Below are 18,655 nucleotides of genomic sequence, written 5' to 3' on the forward strand. Positions count from 1 at the left end.
GCAGGTCAGAGACTGGCACGCGTGGCTCAGGCCATCCGGCCGTCGTCGGCCTCCCTGTGCATGCCCGCGCACAGGGCCCAGACGACGAAGATGTTGATGGCGACCAGCGTCAGGGCCCACAGGGGGTAGTACGGCACCCACAGGAAGTTGGCGAGGGCGCCCAGCCCGGCCACGAAGACGCCGAAGAAGCGTGCCCACAGCGCTCCGCTGAGTACGGCGCAGCCTGCAATGACGAGGACGATTCCCACAATCAGGTGGACCCAGCCCCAGCCCGTCAGGCTGAACTCGAACACGTAGTGACGTGTCGCGAGGAACAGGTCGTCCTCAGCAATGGCCGCGATTCCCTCGAAGATCGCCATTGCCCCCGCGAAGATCATCAGGGCTGCCGCGAGGACAGTGGTACCGGACGTGGGCCCATGCCAGGGGCGCGGTTCGGCGTTGGCCCATTCGGGTTGCGGGACGTCACGGGCCATGTCGGCCTCCTCGGGTCGCAAAGCCAACCGGTCAGCCGAGTTTCCCGGACTGACTCGATCCCTGATCTCAGCGTGGCACGACGGCACTCCGTCGGCATTCCGGCCGTCAGTCCTCGGCGGGCCCCAGGGGGCGCAGGGCCGACCTGTAGTCCCCGCTGGTCACGAGGTTGTCGATGACGTGGACCATGGCGGGGATGCCGGGGTCCCGGACGATGAGGGTGTCCCAGCCGTAGAAGTACCGGCCGCCGAGGCACTCCCCGGTGTCGCTCCAGCGGTCCATCAGGCGGCGTGCCTCGTCGACGGTGAAGACGGTTCCTGACCAGCGCTGTCCATCGATGAACGTCACCCACATGTCGACGTTGCAGACCGCGTCGAGGTCCTCCCCCGCGTCCGGTACGAAGCAGATCTCGTATCCGTCCTTGCGCACCCGATAGAACGGGCCGTCCCACACATGTCCCCCAAGGCGCCGTCCCCCGCGGCCGGCTCGGTCGGCAGGTTACAGCGGGGACGGCGCCTCGTGCGCCTCAATTACGGCGTCGCGCTCAGGCGGCCACGCGGCCCCGCACGAACGCCTTCGCCGTCTCCGTCACCCGGCGCCCCAGGTGCTCGGCCGTGGCCACGTCGGCCTTGTGGACGGCCTCCGGCCCCTGGTCGGCGTTGGTCTGGGCGGCGGCGCCCGTGAAGACGCCGAGGCGGTTGAGGTCGTTCTCGGAGCCGGCGCTGCTATTCCAGCCGGGGAGCAGGCCGAGGTTGATCCAGTGCATGCCGAGCTGGGCGGCCAGGATCTGGAAGAACTGCAGGGTGTGCAGCTTGTCGCCGCTCTTGGAGGCGGAGTTGGTGAAGCCGGCGGCCAGCTTGTCCGTCCAGGCCTGCTCGGCCCAGCGCTTCGAGGTGGACTCCGCGAAGACGTGGAAGGCGCCGGATGCGGTGCCCATATAGGTCGGAGAACCGAACACGATCGCGTCCGAGGCGTCGAGGGTCGCCCACTGCTCCTCGGTGATCTCGTCCACCTTGATCAGATGCACCTCGGCACCGGCCTCGACGGCACCGGAGCGGACGGCCTCGGCGATGACGGCGGTGTGGCCGTAGCCGGAGTGGTAGGCGATGGAGACGACGGGGGTGGTCACTTGGGTACTCCTGAACGTAGGCAGCCCAGCGAGAGGCAGCTCGCCGGCGATGACGAAAGGAAAGCACTAACTTCTAGTTAGTGCAACCTGCCGGTTAGCGCTGCGTTCGAGTACGCTTCAGATATGGACACCACGCAGGAGCGCACGGAGGCGCAGGACCTCCCGTACAACGTGTTCGCCAAGGCCTGCCCCTCGCGCGGCACGCTGGAGCACGTCACGGGCCGCTGGGGCGGGCTCACGCTCGGCGCCCTGTACGAGGGCTCGCTGCGCTTCAACGAGCTGCGCCGCCGCGTGGACGGCGTCAGCGAGAAGATGCTGTCCCAGACGCTGCACGCCCTGGAGCGGGACGGCCTGGTGCGCCGCGATGCCCAGCCGACGAACCCGCCGCGGGTCGACTACGAACTGACTCCCCTGGGGCGCGGCGTGGCGGAGCGGCTGCTGAACCTCATCCACTTCGTGGAGGGGCAGATGGACGACGTGCTCGAAGCACGCGTGCGTTACGACGAAACGCGCAGCGCCCTCTGACACTTCGGGCAGAAGTAGCTGGACCGGTTCATCCAGGCCCGCCTGCGCATCGGCGTACCGCACCTCTTGCACGGCAGCCCTTCACGGCCGTACGCATCGAGCGACCGGTCGAAGTAGCCCGACTCGCCGTTGACGTTGACGTAGAGGCTGTCGAAGCTCGTGCCGCCGACGGCGAGGGCGGCGTTCATGACGTCCCTTACGTGGCCCAGGAGTTCGAGGCTGCGCGGGCGCGTGAAGGTCGCGGTCGGGCGGTCGTAGTGGAGGCGGGCGCGCCAAAGGGCCTCGTCCGCGTAGATGTTGCCGACGCCGCTGATCAACGACTGGTCGAGCAGGGCCCGTTTGATGGTCGAGCGCTTGCGGCGCAGGGCCTGATGGAAGGCCTCGTCGTCGAAGAGCGGGTCGAGGGGGTCGCGGGCAATGTGCGCGATGACGTCGGGCAGCCCGTCGGGGGTGTTGTCGTGCAACGACAGTCCGCCGAAGGTGCGTTGGTCGACGAAGCGCAGCTCGGTGTCGAGGGCGTCCGCGAACCGCACCCGGATCCGGAGATGCTTCTCGTCGGGCGCGGTGCTCGGCTGGACCAGTAGCTGGCCGCTCATGCCGAGGTGGGCCAGGACCGACTGGCGCGTGTCCTCCAGGGGCAGCCACAGATACTTGCCGCGGCGGCTCGGCGTGCCGATGCGGTGGCCCTTGAGGCGGTGCGCGAAGTCGTCGCCGCCCGCGATGTGCCGGCGTACGGCACGCGGATGCAGCACCTCGGCATCGGCGACCGTGCGGTGGGCGACCCACCGCTCCAGTCCGCGTCGTACGACCTCGACCTCGGGCAACTCGGGCATGGGGTTCCCCCGTAACACCTGCGCGGCCCGGCAGGGCCGCTCAATGGACCGAGCGCCCGCCCCACGGCGGGGTACGGGCGCTCGGATCGCTCTGTTCGGTCAGGCGGAGGCCGACGACGCATCGGCGTCGGGCTCGGCGGCATCAGCCGCCGACTTGCGGGCGCGCTCGTCCGCGGCGGCCTTGATGGCCCGCCATGCGGATTCCGCGGCCTGCTGCTCCGCCTCCTTCTTGCTGCGGCCGGTGCCGGTGCCGTACGAGACGCCTCCGACGCGGGCGGCAGCAGTGAAGGTCTTCTCGTGGTCGGGGCCGGTCTCCGTGACCAGGTACTCGGGCACGCCGAGCCCCTCGGTCGCGGTGAGCTCCTGGAGACTGGTCTTCCAGTCCAGGCCGGCTCCGAGGTTCGAGGACTTCTCGATCAGGGGGTCGAACAGGCGGTGCACCAGCTCCGCCGCCGAGTCCAGGCCCTGGTCGAGATAGACCGCGCCGATCACCGCTTCCAGGGTGTCGGCAAGGATGGACGCCTTGTCCCGGCCGCCCGTGCCCTCTTCACCGCGGCCGAGCCGGATGAAGGAGCCCAGGTCGAGCCCGCGGCTGACCTCCGCCAGCGCACGAGAGTTGACCACCGCGGCCCGCAGCTTGGCCAGTTGGCCTTCAGGCAGGTCGGGGTGGGTGCGGTACAGCGTGTCCGTGACAACGAGGCCGAGAACGGAGTCCCCGAGGAACTCCAGGCGCTCGTTGGTGGGCAGGCCGCCGTTCTCGTACGCGTACGAACGGTGGGTCAGCGCACGCACCAGAAGGGCGGACTCGAGCTTGTACCCGAGCCGCCCTTCCAACAGCGTGTGGGACGAGGCCTGGTTGTCCGCCTTCTTACGGGCGTGTGGGTCCGCCTTGGCGTCTTCCGCCTTCTTGGCAGTGGACACAGTGCCTCTCACCAGCCGCTCAGACCTCGAGGACCTGGCGCTTGTTGTAGGTGCCGCAAGACGGGCACGCAATGTGCTGCTGCTTGGGCTCGTGGCAGCGCTCGCACGCAACCAGGGGGGTGACCGCAGCCTTCCACTGCGACCGGCGGTGGCGCGTGTTGCTGCGCGACATCTTCCGCTTCGGAACAGCCACGGCTACTTCTCCTGCTTCTCGTCGACGCCCGCTTCGGCGCCGCTCATCTCGTCCTTCTCGCCGTCCGTCATGGTCTCGGCGAGTCCCTGCAGTGCCGCCCAACGAATGTCGACGGCGTCATGGTGGTGGTCCGGGTCGTCTGCGAGACGTGCTCCGCACTGGGCGCACAGTCCAGGGCAGTCGTCCTGGCACACCGGCTGCATCGGCAGTGCGAGCACCACCGCATCACGCAGCACTGGTTCGAGGTCGAACAAGCCGTCCTCGAGAAAGAGCCTGTCCTCGTCGTCCTCGGCGTCGTCGCCGGGTTCCGCGCTGTGGCGGCCCCGGTCATCGGCGTCAGGGTACGAGAACATCTCCTGGAATTCCGCTTCGACGTCGAGCTGAAGCGGCTCCAGACACCTTACGCACTCCCCCTCGGCCTGTGCACGGCCGGTGCCTGTGACAAGCACCCCTTCCATGACCGACTCGAGTCGGAGTTCGAGCTCCATCGGGGCGCCTTCCGGCACTCCGATGACCCCCTGGATACCGAGATCCTTGGGGGCGTCGACCGTACGGGTCAGGCGCTGCAGCGCACCGGGCCGCCGACCCAGCTCGTGCGTGTCGAACACGAGAGGGTTGCGGTGGTCGAGGCGGGCTGTCACGCCATTCCTGCTTTCGATCTGCTGAGCTCAGGGGGTCACTGCCCTTGGATGTTCCGGGGCAGGTTTGATCGCGGACGTACACGCGACCGAAGAGCCAGGATACTGGACCTTTCGCTCATGGCCCAATCCGGTGGCTGCTTACTGGCCGCGCCCCTGCTCGTAGGCCCGCAACTGCTCCGCGCTGATCATGCTCGTGTCGAAGAGACTGGTCTCGTCGAGGGCGTAGCCCTGACCGTCCTGTCCGGCCTGCTGCGGGATCTGGTGCTGGGCGTGCTGAGCCTGGTGCGGGTCGTAGGCGCCCTGCTGAGGGTCGTAGCCCTGGTAGGCGTAGGGGTCGGCCTGCTGGTAGCCGTAAGGATCCTGCTGGCCCGCGTACTGCTGCTGATAGCCGGCGTACGGGTCCGCCGTCTGCTGCTGGTAGCCGTAGGCCGGCTGTGCGGCCTGCTGGTCGTACTGCTGCTGCGCCGGTACGGCGGGCTGCTCGACCGGCGCCGCCTGGGCCGCCGCGGCGTCCTGCTCCGCGAGCGCGGCGAGGTCGGCGAGATAGTCGGCGTCGCTGGAGTGCTGGACGGTGCCGGTGTCGTCGGCGAGGGCGCCGAGGTCGTCGCTGGCGATACGGCCGTGCAGCTTCTGCCGGCCGCGCCCGACCGCCTCCAGCGTCTTGGCCAGGACCGCCTCGAAGGCGCCGAGCTTGATGTCGACGTAGCCGTCGGCGTTGCGGCGCAGGGTCTCCGGGTCGTGGCTGCGCTCGGGGGCGTCCTCGTCCTCGTAGCCGTGCTCGTCGGTGCCGGGTCCGGTGCCCAGGAGCTTCTCGCGGCCCCGGCCGACGGAGCCGAGGGTCTTGGTGAGGACGACCTCGAAGTTGGCGAGCTTGGAGTCGACGTAGTCGTCGGCCTCCGCGCGGATGTCCTCGGCCTCCTTGCGGGCCTCGGCGAGGATGCGGTCGGCCTCGGCCTGGGAGCGGCGGGCGACCTCGGTGTCGGAGATCAGCGAACCGCGCTCGGCGTGCGCGCCCTGGATGATCCGGTCGGCCTCCTGGCGGGCCTGCTCGACCATCTGCTCACGGCCGCCGATCAGCTCCTGGGCCTGGGCGAGGGAGCCGGGCAGGGCCGCACGGACCTCTTCCAGCATCGAGAGCAGATCGGCGCGGTTGACCACGCACGAGGCCGACATGGGCATCGACCGGGCACCTGAGACCGAGGCGACGATCTCGTCGAGCTTCTTCTGCACGTCCACCGTGTGCTCGCCACTCTCTACTGCTGTGATGGAGACGGACGGGACGACTGTAGCCCCATCAGTCCTTGCGCAGGCGCTTGTTGAGGGCGTCCAGAACCACCGGCGGCACGAGGTGGGAGACGTCGCCGCCCCAGGTCGCCACCTCCTTGACCAGGGAGGAGGACAGGAAGCTGTAGGTGGGGTTGGTCGGGACGAAGAGCGTCTCCACGCCCGACAGGCCGATGTTCATCTGGGCCATCTGCAGTTCGTAGTCGAAGTCGCTGACGGCACGCAGGCCCTTGACGATGGCCGGGATGTCGCGCTGTTTGCAGAAGTCGACGAGAAGGCCGTGGAAGGCCTCGACGCGGACGTTGCCGTACTCGGCCGTGACCTGGCGGATCAGGTCGAGCCGCTCGTCCACTTCGAGCAGGCCCTTCTTGGCCTTGTTGATCATGACGGCGACGTAGACCTCGTCGTACAGCCTTGAGGCGCGGGAAATGATGTCGAGGTGTCCGTTGGTGATCGGGTCGAACGACCCGGGACATACGGCTCGGCGCACTTGTGATCCCTCGCTCTCGGGTCCGGTCATCGTGCGTCTTCGCACGTGGAGGCGGCGCGACCGTACCAAAACGTTCCCTCGCCGTAACGACGGGCCCGGATCCCTTCGAAACCGTCCGGCCACCGGAATTCTCCGCCTCTGGTGCTGCGCTCCACGGTGACGAGCGCTTCGGCCGCGATCCAGCCCCCCGAGCGGAGTGTGAGGAGAATCTCCCGAAGATCGTCGTCCGAGACGGCGTAGGGGGGATCGAGGAAGACGAGGTCGTACGGCTCGGTCGGCGCCGGGGTCTGGATGATCTGTTCGGCTTTGCCGGATCTCACCTCGGCGCCGGGGAGGCCGAGATTCTTCACGTTCTCGCGGACGACCCTGGCGGCTCGGGCGTCGGCCTCGACCAGGAGGGTGTGGCCGGCGCCGCGGGAGAGTGCCTCCAGGCCGACGGCGCCCGACCCGGCGTAGAGGTCGAGGACGCGTTCGCCTTGCAGGGGGCCGCCGAGGAGGGACTGCCAGGTGGAGAAGAGACCTTCGCGCGCGCGGTCGGAGGTGGGGCGGGTGCCGGTCCCTGGCGGGACGGCCAGGCGACGTCCGCCGGCTGTGCCGGCGATCACGCGGGTCATCTTTGGTCCTTGGGTGTGAGCGGCTTTGGGTTCAGTGTCGCTGGTCGCGCCCCCGCGGCGGTAGCCGCATGGTCCATACAGCCCCGCGCCCCTGGGTCGGCAGCCCTCACCCCTTTTCCAAGTACTGTTCCCTCTCCTCGTCCAAGAGGGCGTCCAAGGCTGTGCGCAGGCCCGGGAGGTGTTCCAGCTCCGGATCCGCCGCCACCAGCGTCGCCGCCTCCTCCCGCGCCTCCGCGATGATCTCCTCGTCCTCGATGACCGCCAGCATCCGCAGACTGGTGCGGGCCCCGGACTGGGCCTGGCCCAGGACGTCGCCCTCGCGGCGCTGCTCCAGGTCGATGCGGGAGAGTTCGAAGCCGTCGAGGGTGGAGGCGACGGAGGTGAGGCGTTGGCGTGCCGTGCTGGCCTCCGGCATCTCCGTGACCAGGAGGCACAGGCCGGGTGCCGAGCCACGGCCGACACGGCCGCGCAGCTGGTGGAGCTGGGAGACGCCGAAGCGGTCGGCGTCCATGATCACCATCGCGGTGGCGTTGGGGACGTTCACGCCGACCTCGATGACCGTCGTGGCGACCAGGACGTCCGTCTCCCCCGCGGCGAAGCGGCGCATGACCGCGTCCTTGTCGTCGGGGTGCATACGGCCGTGCAGGACCTCGACCCTGAGGCCTTGGAGAGGCCCCTTGGCGAGCTGGTCCGCCACCTCCAGGACGGCGAGCGGTGGGCGCTTCTCCGCCTCGTCCTCCGGGGACTTCTTCTTGCCGGCCTTCTTCGGGTCGTCCTCCTCGTCCCCGATCCGGGGGCAGACGACGTACGCCTGGTGGCCGTTGCCCACCTCCTCGCGCACGCGTTCCCAGGCGCGGGCCAGGAAGTGGGGCTTGTCGGCGGCCGGGACGACATGGCTGGCGATCGGTGAGCGGCCGGCCGGGAGCTGGTCGAGGACGGAGGTCTCCAGGTCGCCGAAGACGGTCATGGCGACCGTGCGCGGGATGGGGGTCGCCGTCATGACCAGGAGGTGGGGCGGCTGCTTGCCCTTGCCGCGCAGGGCGTCGCGCTGCTCCACGCCGAACCGGTGCTGTTCGTCCACGACGACCAGGCCGAGGTCGTGGAACTGCACCTTGTCCTCGATCAGCGCGTGCGTGCCGATCACGATCCCGGCCTCACCGGTGACGAGATCGAGCAGCGCCTGCCTGCGGGCGGCAGCCCCCATGGACCCGGTCAGCACGACCACCTTCGTGGCTTGCTCGGCCCCGCCCAGCATGCCGCCCTCGGCGAGCTCGCCCATCATCTCGACGATCGACCGGTGATGCTGCTGGGCGAGGACCTCGGTGGGCGCGAGCATGGCGGCCTGCCCGCCCGCGTCGACGACGGCGAGCATGGCGCGCAGCGCCACCATCGTCTTCCCCGATCCGACTTCGCCCTGGAGCAACCGGTGCATCGGATGCTCGGTCGCCAGGTCGTCGAAGATCTCCTTCGAGACCTTCTGCTGGCCCTGAGTGAGGGTGAAGGGGAGGCGGTCGTCGAAGGCGGTCAGGAGGCCGTCGGGCTTGGGTTTGCGGGCGACCGCCGGGAGTTGGGCGTCCGCGTGGCGGCGACGGGCCAGGGCCACCTGGAGGACGAACGCCTCGTCCCACTTCAGGCGGGAGCGGGCGTCCTCGATGTCCGCCTTGGTGTGGGGGCGGTGGATCTTGAGCAGTGCCTCGGGCAGGGGAACCAGGCCGCGGCCCTCGCGCAGAGCGGCCGGGACGGGGTCGACCGCCTCCTGGGCGCTGGGCAGGACCGTCTGGATGGCCTTGCCGATCTTCCAGGACTCCAGCTTGGCGGTGGCGGGGTAGATCGGGATGAGGGCACCGGCCCATGTCTCGACCGTTTCCTCCGAGTCGCCGCGCAGCAACTCGTAGGCCGGGTGCGCCAGTTGGAGGCGGCGGTTGAAGACGGAGACCTTGCCCGCGAACATCGCACGGGTGCCCGGCAGAAGCTCCTTGTGGGGCTTGTGAACGCCGTTGCCGAAGAAGACCAGTTGGAGCCGGCCGCTGCCGTCGGTGATCGTGACTTCCAGGCGCTGGCCCTTGCCGCGCGGGGCCTTGCTGGAGGCGAAGGTGTGCAGGCGCGCGTCGGCGACCATCGCGACCACCGTGACGTGCTCGTCCATGGGGAGGTCGGCGAGGTGGGTGAGCTGGCCGCGCTCCTCGTATCTGCGCGGGTAGTGGTGCAGCAGGTCACCGACGGTGTGCAGGCCGAGGTGCTCGGCCATCACCTTCGCGGTGGGAGGGCCGAGCACCTTTTTCAGTGGTTCTTCCAGTGCGGGCACGAGATCCATTCCACACCACGGCACTGACAATGCCGTAGAGGTCAGGGCGGCAGTCCGGGTAAACGTCCCGGAAACCCCTGGTCAGACGGTTCGTTTCGGCTCTAGGATGGCGCGCTCCGGCCATCCTTCGCGGTCACCGCCTCACCGGGACCGCCCGACCCCGCGCCGTCGCGAAGTCCCCCCACCGGCGCAGCGACGATGGACTCCCAGACCTCACAGTCATCTCAGGCACCTCAGCCGTCCCAGTCACCTCATACGTTCCAGGTCGACCTGCGCGGTCTGGTGGACCTGCTCTCCCACCACCTGTACTCCAGCCCGAAGGTCTACCTTCGCGAGCTGCTGCAGAACGCGGTCGACGCCATCACCGCCAGACGCGCCGAAGAGCCGGACGCGCCCGCCAAGGTCCGCCTGTACGCCGAGTCGGGCGCCCTGCGGATCGAGGATTCCGGGGTCGGACTGACCGAGGCGGACGTGCACAACCTCCTCGCCACCATCGGCCGTAGCTCCAAGCGTGCCGAGGGCCTTCAGGAGGCCCGGTCCGACTTCCTCGGCCAGTTCGGCATCGGTCTGCTGGCCTGTTTCGTGGTTGCCGAGCGGATCCGGGTGGTCAGCCGCAGCGCCCGTACGCCGGACGCGGCGCCCGTGGAGTGGACGGCGACGGACGACGGTTCGTACACCGTGCGGACGCTGCCGGACGACGCCCGCACCGAACCGGGCACCACCGTGCACCTGGTGGCGCGGGCCGGGGCCGGGGAGTGGCTGGCTCAGGACCGGGTTCTCGCGCTGGCGCGGGACTTCGGCTCACTGCTGCCGTACGACGTCCGGGTCGGCGACGAGGCGGTCACCGACCTCCCCGCCCCCTGGGACCGCCCGTACCCCTCCCCCGCCAACCGCAGGGTCGCCCTGGCTCGGCACTGTCACGACCTGTTCGGCTTCACACCGCTGGACTCGATCGCGCTGGACGTGCCGCTCGCGGGCATCCGTGGCGTGGCGTACGTCCTTCCGTCGGCGGTCAGCCCCGCCCAGCGGGCCGGTCATCGCGTCCACCTCAAGGGCATGCTGCTGACCGAGCGCGCCGAACAGCTGCTGCCCGACTGGGCGTTCTTCGTGCGCTGTGTCCTGGACACCGACAGCCTGCGGCCGACGGCCTCACGGGAGTCGCTGTACGAGGACGAGACGCTGGCGGGCGTACGGGAAGCGCTCGGCGAAAGGATTCGGTCCTGGCTGACGGGGCTGGCGGCCGGTGATCCGGAACGGCTGGCGGCATTTCTGTCCGTGCACCACCTGGGTGTGAAGTCCCTGGCGCGGCACGACAAGGAGATGCTGCGCACGATGCTGCCGTGGCTGCCCTTCGAGACGACCGACGGGCGGCTGTCCCTGGAGGAGTTCGCGCAGCGGCACCCGGTGGTGCACTTCACGCGGACCGTCGAGGAGTACCGGCAGGTCGCGCCGATCGCGTCCGCGCAGGGCGTCGGCGTGATCAACGGCGGTTACACGTACGACAGCGAGCTGGTCGAGGCGCTGCCGTCGGTGCGGCCGGGGACGGTCGTCGCCGAGCTGGACGCGGACACCGTGACCGCGCATCTGGACTCGGTCGACCCGGCCGAGGAGCTGGCTCTTGCGGGCTTCCTGGCGGCCGCGCGGGCGAAGCTCGATCCGCTGGGCTGTGACGTCGTACTGCGCGCCTTCCATCCGCTGTCCGTGCCCGCTCTGCACCTCGACGACCGGGCGGCCCGGCACGAGCAGGCGCGCGCGGAGGCCGAGGAGCGGTCCGACGACCTGTGGGCGGGCATCCTGGGCTCGCTGCGCGGCAGCGCGCCACGCGCGCGTCTGGTGCTCAACCACCTCAACCCGCTGATCCGGCGGATCAGTTCACTGGGCGATCCCGAGCTGATCGGCACCGCCACCGAGTCCCTCTACGGGCAGGCCCTGCTGATGGCGCAGCGCCCGCTCAGGCCGGCGGACTCGGCGCTGCTGAACCGGGCCTTCATCGGCCTGCTGGAGTGGGCCACGAACGGCGAGGAGGGCCGCCGATGAGCGACGTCACGGACTTCGACTCGCTGCGCCGGGCCATGGCGGAGAACTCCGAGGAGCCGGAGGGCCCCGCCCGCAACGCGCGCGCGGAGCAGCTGCTCGCCGAGGCGGAGAAGCTGGGCATCCCGCTCGCCGTGATCGAGGCGCTGGGACACCAGCTGAAGGTCTACAACTACAGCTCCGAGAAGGACAAGATGTTCGTCCCCTTCGCGCGTCTGCTGCGCATGTGGGACGAGCGGCCCGAGGACTTCGACGAGTACGAGACGCACTCGCTGCACTGGGTCTTCAAGTGGATGTCGTCCGGCATGCTCGACCAGCCGCACGTGCCGCTCGCCTCGATCGAGAAGTGGCTCGGCGAGATGGAGCACCGCTACCGGCTCGCCGGGCACTCCGAACGGGCCGTGCGCAGCGCGGAGTTCAGCGTGGCCGCGCATGTCGGGGACGTGGCGCGGGCCGAGCGGGCGTACGGCGCATGGCTGGCCGCGGACCGGGACGCCATGGCCGACTGCCACGCGTGCGAGCTGCACGGGCAGGGCTGGTGGCAGGCCGAGCGGGGCCGGGACGCGGAGGCGCTCGAGCTGTGGGCGCCGGTCCTGGAGGGCGAGTTCGCCTGCGCCCACGAGCCGCACACGGTCCTCGCGTCATCCCTGGTGCCGCTGCTGCGCCTGGGCCGCGTGGACGAGGCCCGCGCCAACCATCTGCGGGGTTTTCGGCTCGTACGGGCCATGGAGAGCATGCGCGGCGCCTACGCGGACCACGTCGAGTTCTGCGTGCTGACCGGCAACGAGGCGCGCGGCCTGGAGCTGCTCGCGGAGCGGCCGGCGTATTTCACGGACACCGGGCATCCGCGCAGCAAGCTGGAGTTCATGTCGGTGGTGGCGCTGCTCATGGACCGCCTGACCGAGCTGGGGCTGGGCGGGCAGCGGGTCCCGGGTCCGGCGGGCCGTGACTGGACCGCCGGTGAACTGGCCGCACACGCGCGTGCGCAGGCCCTCGCGTTGGCGGCGGACTTCGACGGGCGCAACGGCACGGAGCACGTAAGCGAGCGGGCACGCGCGCGCATGGAGCAGCGGCCACTGGTGGAGCGGCTGCCGCTGGGCGTGCGTACGGCGGCCCGGCCCAAGGCGGTGGCGATGCCCGCGCCTGCTGCGGTCGTCGCACCCGACGGTTCCGCGGCGGCCGACGCGGAGGCCGAACTGCCCGCGCTGCTCGCCGCGGCACGGCGGCTGTCGGACACCCTGCAACCCAACGCCATCGAGGCCTGGGCCGCCGTCTCCCGAGCCGCCGAGGGCGTCGAGCTGCACGCCCTCGACCGCGCGGAGATCGCCGACCACCGGGCGATGGACCTGGGCCCCGAGGGCATTCCCCTCTTCGAGGAGGCCGCCGAGCTGTACGCGGCGGCGGGCGACCCCGGCGAGGCGCTGGCGGCACGCGCGCGTGGAGCGTACGTAAGCGCTCTCACCGGTGAGGTCTCGCAGGCCCTCACGACGATCGCCGACCTGTACGACCGGGTTCTCGCGCTGTACGCCGAGGACGGCACGGGTGTGCGTCAGACGGCGGCCGTGCTGATGTGCCGGGCGCGGATTCTGATGCGGCGGGTGCACGAGTCGCAGGACGCGGCGCCGGAGGCCGTGCTGACCGCCGCCGAGACCGCCGCCCGTGAGGTGCTCGCGCTCGTCGACGGGCGGGCGGGGGACGACGTACGGCTTGCCTCGCGGGCCGCGGAGGCGCAGGCGATGCTCGCGGAGCTGGCGGCGCTCACCGGGGACGTGGAGGGGGCCGCGGAGCTGTTCGCGCGGGCTTCGGCCGAGTTCGTCGGGGCCGGGCTGCCGTGGTTCGCGGTGGAGTACGAGGCCCGGCTGGCCGGGCTCGCGCACCATCTCGGCGACACCGCGGAGGCCGAGCGGGCGCTGCGGGCGGCCCTGGAGCACGGCGGGCCGCACCTGGAGGCGACGGGGCGTGCCCAGCTGCACCTCCAGCTGGCCGAGGTGCTCGGCGGCCGGGGGCTGTCCGAGGAGGCCTCCGAACACGCCCTTCAGGCGGCGCACTGGGCCGACGAGGCGGGCGAGAGCCGCACGCTGGGCGCCTGGGCGCGGCAGCAGCTGGGCGGATTCCTGCTGCGGCAGGGACGGTTCGCCGAGGCCGCCGAGGTGCTGGAGTCGGCGCTGCCCGACCTGAGCGCGGAGTCGCACGGCGACGGCGCGGTCGTCCAGACGCAGTGGTGGCTCGGCGACTGCCTGAGCGAGCTCGGCGAGCACCGCGAGGCAGCCGAACGCCGGTTGCAGGCGGCCGAGATCGCCCGGCACTGGCCCGAGCAGCACGACCACGCCACACTGGCCCACCTCGCCGCCGAGTCCCTCGGCCACGCGGGCCTGCACACCGAGGCGGACCAGGCGTACGCGCGCGCGGGTGGGCTGTGGCGCACCCTCGGCAACGTGCACGGCCTGGTGCGCTCCCTGCGTGCCCGCGCGTGGCTGGCGCTGCGGGTGGAGGACGTGGAGGGCAGGGCCGACACGGCGTCCGAGTTGATGGCGAGCGCTGTCGAGGAGTGCAGGGCGGCGCTGGAGGCGGTCGACGACGACGAGGCGCGTGAACGCCTGGTCGCCGAACTCGGGCACACGCACCGGCAGTTCGGTGACCTGCTGGCCCGTTCGGTCACCGAGGACGCCGAGGACGAGTCGATCCGGACCGCGCTGGAGGAGGCCCTGTCCCAAGTGACGCGGGCCGTAGCGGTGTTCGCCTCCCTCGGCGAGGACGCCCTGCACAGCCGCACCGGCGCCGAACTCGCCGCGGGCTGGCTGGAGGCCGACCTGAGCCGCCCGGCCGAGGCCGCGGCACGCGCGCGTGCGGTGCTGGTGGCGTACGACGGCCACGACGAGGGCGACGATGCGGCACAGGAGCGCCGGGCGGAGGCCGGGCAGATGCTGCAGGTGGTGCGGGAGCAGGCCGACGCGGAGCGGGAGAAGGCGTAGCTCTCGGCAGGGCGGAGCCTTTCGGCATGGCGCTACTCCACGCCGATGAGCAGCAGCGCTCCCTGCCGTCCGCCCCGGTACACCACGGTGTCGACGGCCAGATACGACTCACGCACGCGTGCTTCGAGGTGCTCGGCGATCGACTCGGGTGCCTCGTCGCCGAGGACGAGGGTGACGAGTTCGCCGCCGGCCGAGAGCATGCGGTCGAGGACAGTCCCGGCGGTGGCCGTGACGTCCGTTCCGATCACGGCCACGTCGCCGTCGATGAGGCCGAGGACGTCGCCGGCCTGGCAGATGCCGGCCATGGTCCAGGACTGGCGTTCGGCGACGGCGACCTCGGCGTAGCGGGTGGCGCCGGCCGCCGAGGTCATCGACACGACGTCCTCGTCGAAGCGGCGGTCCGGCTCGTGCACGGCGAGCGCCGCGATGCCCTGGACCGCGGAGCGGGTGGGGATCAGTGCCACGCGGATGCCCTCCGTGCGGGCCTGCTCGGCCGCCGCGGCCGCGGTGTGGCGCAGTTCGGCGTCATTGGGCAGCAGCACGACCTCACGCGCGTGGGCACGCCGTACGGCCTGCACGAGCTCCCCGCTCGCGGGCGGTTCCCCGGGGCGCGCGAGGACGGTGGTCGCGCCTGCCTCGCTGTACAGCCCGGCCAGGCCCTCGCCGGGCACGACGGCGACCACGGCACGCTGGGCACGCTCCCGGGGCGGCCGCTCGGCACCGGTGGTGTGCACGTCGCCGGCGCCGAAGTGGGTGATCCGGATCCGGTAGGGCCGGCCGGCCTCGACGCCGGCCTCCACGGCGGCCCCGGCGTCGTCGACGTGCACATGCACGTTCCACAGCCCGTCACCGCCGACGATCACGAGCGAGTCCCCGAGGGCGTCGAGCCGCCCCCGCAGCCGCGCCACGGCCGCGTCCTCGGCCTCCAGCAGGTAGATCACCTCGAACGCGGGCGCGCCCGCCGCGACGGCGTCGGCGCAGTCCTCGGCTTCGGCGAGGGAGGTGCCGTCTGCGGGTGAACCCCCCGCCACGCGCGCGTGCGCCCCGGAGACCTGGTGAACCAGCGGGGCTGCCGCTTCCCCCGTGAAGGTCTCCACCAGCGCGCCCAGCACCGCCAGCAGCCCCCGTCCGCCGGCGTCGACGACCCCGGCCCGTTCCAGGACCGCCAGCTGCCCCGGCGTCTCGGCCAGCGCCACGCGCGCGCCCTCGTAGGCCGCCCGCGCGACGGCCCCGCAGTCGTCGTGCGCGACCCCGCCGGCCGCGTCGGCGGCTGCCGAGGCGACCGTGAGGACGGTTCCCTCGACGGGGTGGGCCACGGCCTGGCGGGCGGAGTCCGCGGCATGCCGCAGGGCGAGGCGGAGGCCGGAGCCATCGGTATGAGCCGTCTCACCCTCGGCGGCGAGCACCTGAGCCATGCCGCGCAGCAGCTGGGCGAGGATCGTCCCGGAGTTCCCCCGGGCGCCGATCAGGGCCCCGTGCGCCATCGCGCGGGCGGCGTCCGCCAGCGTGGGCTTGCCCACGTCGTACGCGGCGAACACGGCCTCCACCGCCCCGACCGCCGACTCCACCGTCAGATAAAGGTTCGTGCCGGTGTCCCCGTCGGCCACGGGATAGACGTTGATCGCGTCGATCTCCTCACGCGCCCGGCCCAGTGACTCCAGCGCGAGGCCGCACCAGGTGCGCACCGCGAGAGCATCGAAGAATGTCTGCGGGACCTGCGCCACCTGCGCCTCCTTGAGCTGCCGGCCGTGGCACGCAGCGTAGACCCAGAGAGGGTGCGCGCCGGAAGCGGGCCGGGAGCGGGGCCCTGATCAGGCATGGTAGTTTCGTTGGACTGGCGCAGTCGTTGTATGCTGCTCCGGTTGCCCGATGAAAATCGGGCCGTTCCCCTGGCAGCGCCACTCAGATCTCTCATCGTAGATCTCGATCCCGGCATGCCGGGATTATCCGTAAGAGCATCTGAAGTCTTTGGAGTGACCCGTGGCTGCCAACTGCGACGTCTGCGGCAAGGGGCCGGGCTTCGGCAACAACATCTCGCACTCGCACCGCCGTACGTCCCGTCGCTGGAACCCGAACATCCAGCGCGTCCGTACCGTGGTCGGCGGGACGCCGAAGCGCGTGAACGCCTGCACCTCGTGCATCAAGGCCGGCAAGGTCTCGCGCTGACGCACAGCTAAGCGCGCGGCCACAGCTGGTTCGCTGCAGTAAGCCGGTCCACCTCAGGGTGGACCGGCTTTTTGCCATGCCCACGGACCGGTTCTCGCCGCGCCCGACGCAAGATTCCCGACGCGAGATTCGCGACGAAGATTCCTCGCGCCGCCAAAGGGCCTAGGTGCCCCGCGTGAGGGCCCAGCCGTGATCCACGGGGCCGATCCCCCCGCCGAGTGCGAAACCGGCGGCGATGGCGCCCGTGACGTACTCCTTGGCAGCCGCCACCGCATCCGGCACGGACAGCCCCTTCGCGAGATGTGACGCGACCGCGGAGGCGAGGGTGCAGCCCGTGCCGTGGGTGTGGCGGTTGTCGTGGCGCGGGGCGCGCAGCCAGTGCTCCTCGGAACCGTCGGTGAGGAGGTCCACGGCGTCGCCCGCGAGATGGCCGCCCTTCACCACGACCCACCGGGGCCCGTACGCCAGCACGGCCGCCGCGGCCCGCCTGAGGTCGTCCTCCGCCTCGACGTGCACGCCGGTGAGTTGGGCCACCTCGTCGAGGTTCGGGGTCGCCACGGTCGCCACCGGCAGCAGCTTCGTGCGTACGGAGTCCAGCGCTGACGCCGCGAGCAGCGAGTCGCCGTGCTTGGACACACCCACCGGGTCGATCACGGCGGGCACGTCGGTGCCGCCGATCAATTCGGCCACCGTCTCGACGAGTTCGGCCGACGCGAGCATGCCCGTCTTGACCGCCTGCACGCCGATGTCGTCGACGACGCTGCGGTACTGGGCCCGTACCGCCTCCACCGGCAGCTCCCAAGCACCTTGCACGCCAAGGGAGTTCTGGGCGGTGACAGCGGTGATCACGCTCATGCCGTGCACGCCGAGCGCGAGCATCGTCTTCAGGTCGGCCTGGATGCCCGCGCCGCCCCCGGAGTCGGAGCCGGCCACCGTAAGGACGTTGGCGATCATGACTCGATGTCCCCTCCGAAGTGGTCCCAGCCGCCCTTGCGGGTCCACGGTGCCCCGTCCACCGTCACCTGGGGCAGCGCCGAGGGGTTGAGGACCTCGCCGATGACCTTCCAGCGGGCCGGCAGCTTCACGTCCGGCGGGAAGGTCGCCACGATCGCGTGGTCCTCTCCCCCGGTCAGCACCCACTGCATGGGGTCAACGCCCACGGCCTGCCCGATGTCGTTCATCTGGGAGGGGATGTCGATCGCGCCGGAGCGGATGTCGATACGGACCTTGCTGGCCTCGGCGATGTGCCCGAGGTCGGCGATCAGCCCGTCGCTCACGTCGCACATCGCGGTCGCGCCGAGCCCGGCGGCGGCCGGGCCCGCGTGATACGGCGGCTCGGGGCGCCGGTGTGCCTCGACGAAGGCGCGCGGCGAGCGGAAACCGCGGGCGAGCACGGCGTATCCGGCCGCGGACCACCCCAGCCAGCCCGTCACGGCGACCAGGTCTCCGGGCTGCGCGCCCGCGCGCGTCACGGGCTCCTGGTTGCGCAGATCGCCGAGTGCGGTGATCGACACCATGATCGTGTCACCCCGTACGACGTCCCCGCCGACCACGGAGGCACCCGCGACCTGGCATTCGTCGCGCAGGCCGTCCATCATCTCGGTCGGCCAGGTCACCGGGAGTTCGGCGGGCACGACCAGGCCGAGCAGCAGCGCCGTCGGCACCGCGCCCATGGCGGCGATGTCCGCGAGGTTCTGCGCGGCGGCCTTGCGGCCCACGTCGTACGCCGTGGACCAGTCGCGGCGGAAGTGCCGCCCCTCCAGCAGGATGTCGGTGCTGGCGACCACCCTGCGGTCGGGCGCGGCCACCACCGCGGCGTCGTCGCCGGGGCCGACCCGGACCGCCGGGGTGGTGGTGAGACGGGAGGTGAGCTCCCTGATGAGCCCGAACTCGCCGAGCTCACCAACAGTGCCCTTCATTGCCCTTACGCCCCTTCTGTCTCTGTCCGCACCCGGTCGCGCGTCACTACTGTCCTCGCTACGGTCGACGTGTACGTCAACTTCTGTCGTGTCTGCACCCCGGCGCGCAAGCCCCGGCCACCGCAGGTCTCCCCGCGGCGAGCGACGACGCGATACCG

General features: G+C 71.1%; 18 protein-coding genes. 4 read left to right on the forward strand and 14 right to left on the reverse strand.

Going from position 1 to position 18,655, the window contains the following annotated elements; translation table 11 throughout:
- Positions 1-26: 26 nt before the first annotated feature.
- The 3 genes from OHT51_RS12285 to OHT51_RS12295 form a co-directional block, all read right to left on the reverse strand.
- Entirely contained in the window at positions 27-473 is a 447-nt protein-coding gene (locus OHT51_RS12285) for a DUF7144 family membrane protein (RefSeq protein WP_443052465.1), read from the reverse strand.
- Positions 474-579: 106 nt separating this feature from the next.
- Positions 580-900 carry a hypothetical protein gene (locus OHT51_RS12290; protein ID WP_328878958.1) on the reverse strand — a complete coding sequence of 107 codons (321 nt, stop codon included), beginning with the start codon at positions 898-900 and terminating at the stop codon, positions 580-582.
- A gap of 115 nt (positions 901-1,015) precedes the next feature.
- Positions 1,016-1,600, reverse strand: a complete 585-nt coding sequence (locus OHT51_RS12295) for a flavodoxin family protein (protein WP_328878959.1) — start codon at positions 1,598-1,600, stop codon at positions 1,016-1,018.
- A 123-nt stretch (positions 1,601-1,723) separates the two neighbouring features.
- Between OHT51_RS12295 and OHT51_RS12300 the strand changes: the two genes are divergently transcribed.
- A complete protein-coding gene (locus OHT51_RS12300; RefSeq protein WP_328878960.1) occupies positions 1,724-2,125 on the forward strand; it encodes a winged helix-turn-helix transcriptional regulator in 402 nt (133 codons plus the stop codon).
- Here the strand turns inward: OHT51_RS12300 and mutM are convergent.
- From mutM to recG, 8 genes are all read right to left on the reverse strand, one after another.
- On the reverse strand, positions 2,098-2,958 hold the full coding sequence (gene mutM, locus OHT51_RS12305) for a bifunctional DNA-formamidopyrimidine glycosylase/DNA-(apurinic or apyrimidinic site) lyase (protein ID WP_328878961.1): 861 nt from the start codon (positions 2,956-2,958) through the stop codon (positions 2,098-2,100). The two genes, OHT51_RS12300 and mutM, sit on opposite strands and share 28 nt — an antisense overlap.
- Positions 2,959-3,057: 99 nt before the next feature.
- Positions 3,058-3,891 carry a ribonuclease III gene (gene rnc / locus OHT51_RS12310; protein ID WP_328878962.1) on the reverse strand — a complete coding sequence of 278 codons (834 nt, stop codon included), beginning with the start codon at positions 3,889-3,891 and terminating at the stop codon, positions 3,058-3,060.
- A gap of 7 nt (positions 3,892-3,898) precedes the next feature.
- Positions 3,899-4,072, reverse strand: a complete 174-nt coding sequence (rpmF, locus tag OHT51_RS12315; RefSeq protein ID WP_015657589.1) for a 50S ribosomal protein L32 — start codon at positions 4,070-4,072, stop codon at positions 3,899-3,901.
- 2 nt (positions 4,073-4,074) lie between these two features.
- Positions 4,075-4,713 carry a YceD family protein gene (locus tag OHT51_RS12320; protein WP_328878963.1) on the reverse strand — a complete coding sequence of 213 codons (639 nt, stop codon included), beginning with the start codon at positions 4,711-4,713 and terminating at the stop codon, positions 4,075-4,077.
- Positions 4,714-4,851: 138 nt separating this feature from the next.
- Positions 4,852-5,949 carry an ATP synthase F0 subunit B gene (locus tag OHT51_RS12325; protein WP_328878964.1) on the reverse strand — a complete coding sequence of 366 codons (1,098 nt, stop codon included), beginning with the start codon at positions 5,947-5,949 and terminating at the stop codon, positions 4,852-4,854.
- Between the two features lie 58 nt (positions 5,950-6,007).
- Positions 6,008-6,487, reverse strand: a complete 480-nt coding sequence (gene coaD / locus OHT51_RS12330) for a pantetheine-phosphate adenylyltransferase (RefSeq protein ID WP_328878965.1) — start codon at positions 6,485-6,487, stop codon at positions 6,008-6,010.
- A gap of 26 nt (positions 6,488-6,513) precedes the next feature.
- Complete coding sequence (gene rsmD / locus OHT51_RS12335; RefSeq protein WP_328878966.1) at positions 6,514-7,101, reverse strand: 16S rRNA (guanine(966)-N(2))-methyltransferase RsmD; 588 nt, start codon at positions 7,099-7,101, stop codon at positions 6,514-6,516.
- A 106-nt stretch (positions 7,102-7,207) separates the two neighbouring features.
- Positions 7,208-9,415: an ATP-dependent DNA helicase RecG gene (recG, locus tag OHT51_RS12340; protein ID WP_328878967.1), complete on the reverse strand. Its 2,208-nt coding sequence runs from the start codon at positions 9,413-9,415 to the stop codon at positions 7,208-7,210.
- Between the two features lie 189 nt (positions 9,416-9,604).
- Between recG and OHT51_RS12345 the strand changes: the two genes are divergently transcribed.
- Together OHT51_RS12345 and OHT51_RS12350 are read left to right on the forward strand one after the other, a co-directional pair.
- Positions 9,605-11,443, forward strand: coding sequence for an HSP90 family protein (locus tag OHT51_RS12345; protein ID WP_328878968.1), 1,839 nt, complete (start codon positions 9,605-9,607; stop codon positions 11,441-11,443).
- Entirely contained in the window at positions 11,440-14,412 is a 2,973-nt protein-coding gene (locus tag OHT51_RS12350; RefSeq protein WP_328878969.1) for a tetratricopeptide repeat protein, read from the forward strand. The genes OHT51_RS12345 and OHT51_RS12350 overlap by 4 nt, the downstream gene beginning before the upstream one ends.
- 32 nt (positions 14,413-14,444) lie before the next feature.
- Here the strand turns inward: OHT51_RS12350 and OHT51_RS12355 are convergent, their stop codons facing one another.
- Positions 14,445-16,136, reverse strand: coding sequence for a DAK2 domain-containing protein (locus OHT51_RS12355; RefSeq protein WP_328878970.1), 1,692 nt, complete (start codon positions 16,134-16,136; stop codon positions 14,445-14,447).
- A gap of 256 nt (positions 16,137-16,392) precedes the next feature.
- Here OHT51_RS12355 and rpmB point away from each other — a divergent pair, with 256 nt between their 5' ends.
- Entirely contained in the window at positions 16,393-16,578 is a 186-nt protein-coding gene (gene rpmB, locus OHT51_RS12360; RefSeq protein WP_003993230.1) for a 50S ribosomal protein L28, read from the forward strand.
- Positions 16,579-16,740: 162 nt separating this feature from the next.
- Here rpmB and thiD read toward each other — a convergent pair whose 3' ends face one another.
- Both thiD and OHT51_RS12370 read right to left on the reverse strand, forming a co-directional pair.
- Positions 16,741-17,532 (reverse strand): bifunctional hydroxymethylpyrimidine kinase/phosphomethylpyrimidine kinase, encoded by a 792-nt coding sequence (gene thiD, locus OHT51_RS12365; protein WP_328878971.1) that lies wholly within the window; start codon positions 17,530-17,532, stop codon positions 16,741-16,743.
- Positions 17,529-18,497, reverse strand: coding sequence for a thiamine-phosphate kinase (locus tag OHT51_RS12370; RefSeq protein WP_328878972.1), 969 nt, complete (start codon positions 18,495-18,497; stop codon positions 17,529-17,531). The genes thiD and OHT51_RS12370 overlap by 4 nt, the downstream gene beginning before the upstream one ends.
- Between the last annotated feature and the right edge of the window lie 158 nt (positions 18,498-18,655).

The organism is Streptomyces sp. NBC_00299 (assembly GCF_036173045.1).
In the GTDB taxonomy this organism is placed as follows: Bacteria; Actinomycetota; Actinomycetes; order Streptomycetales; family Streptomycetaceae; genus Streptomyces; species Streptomyces machairae.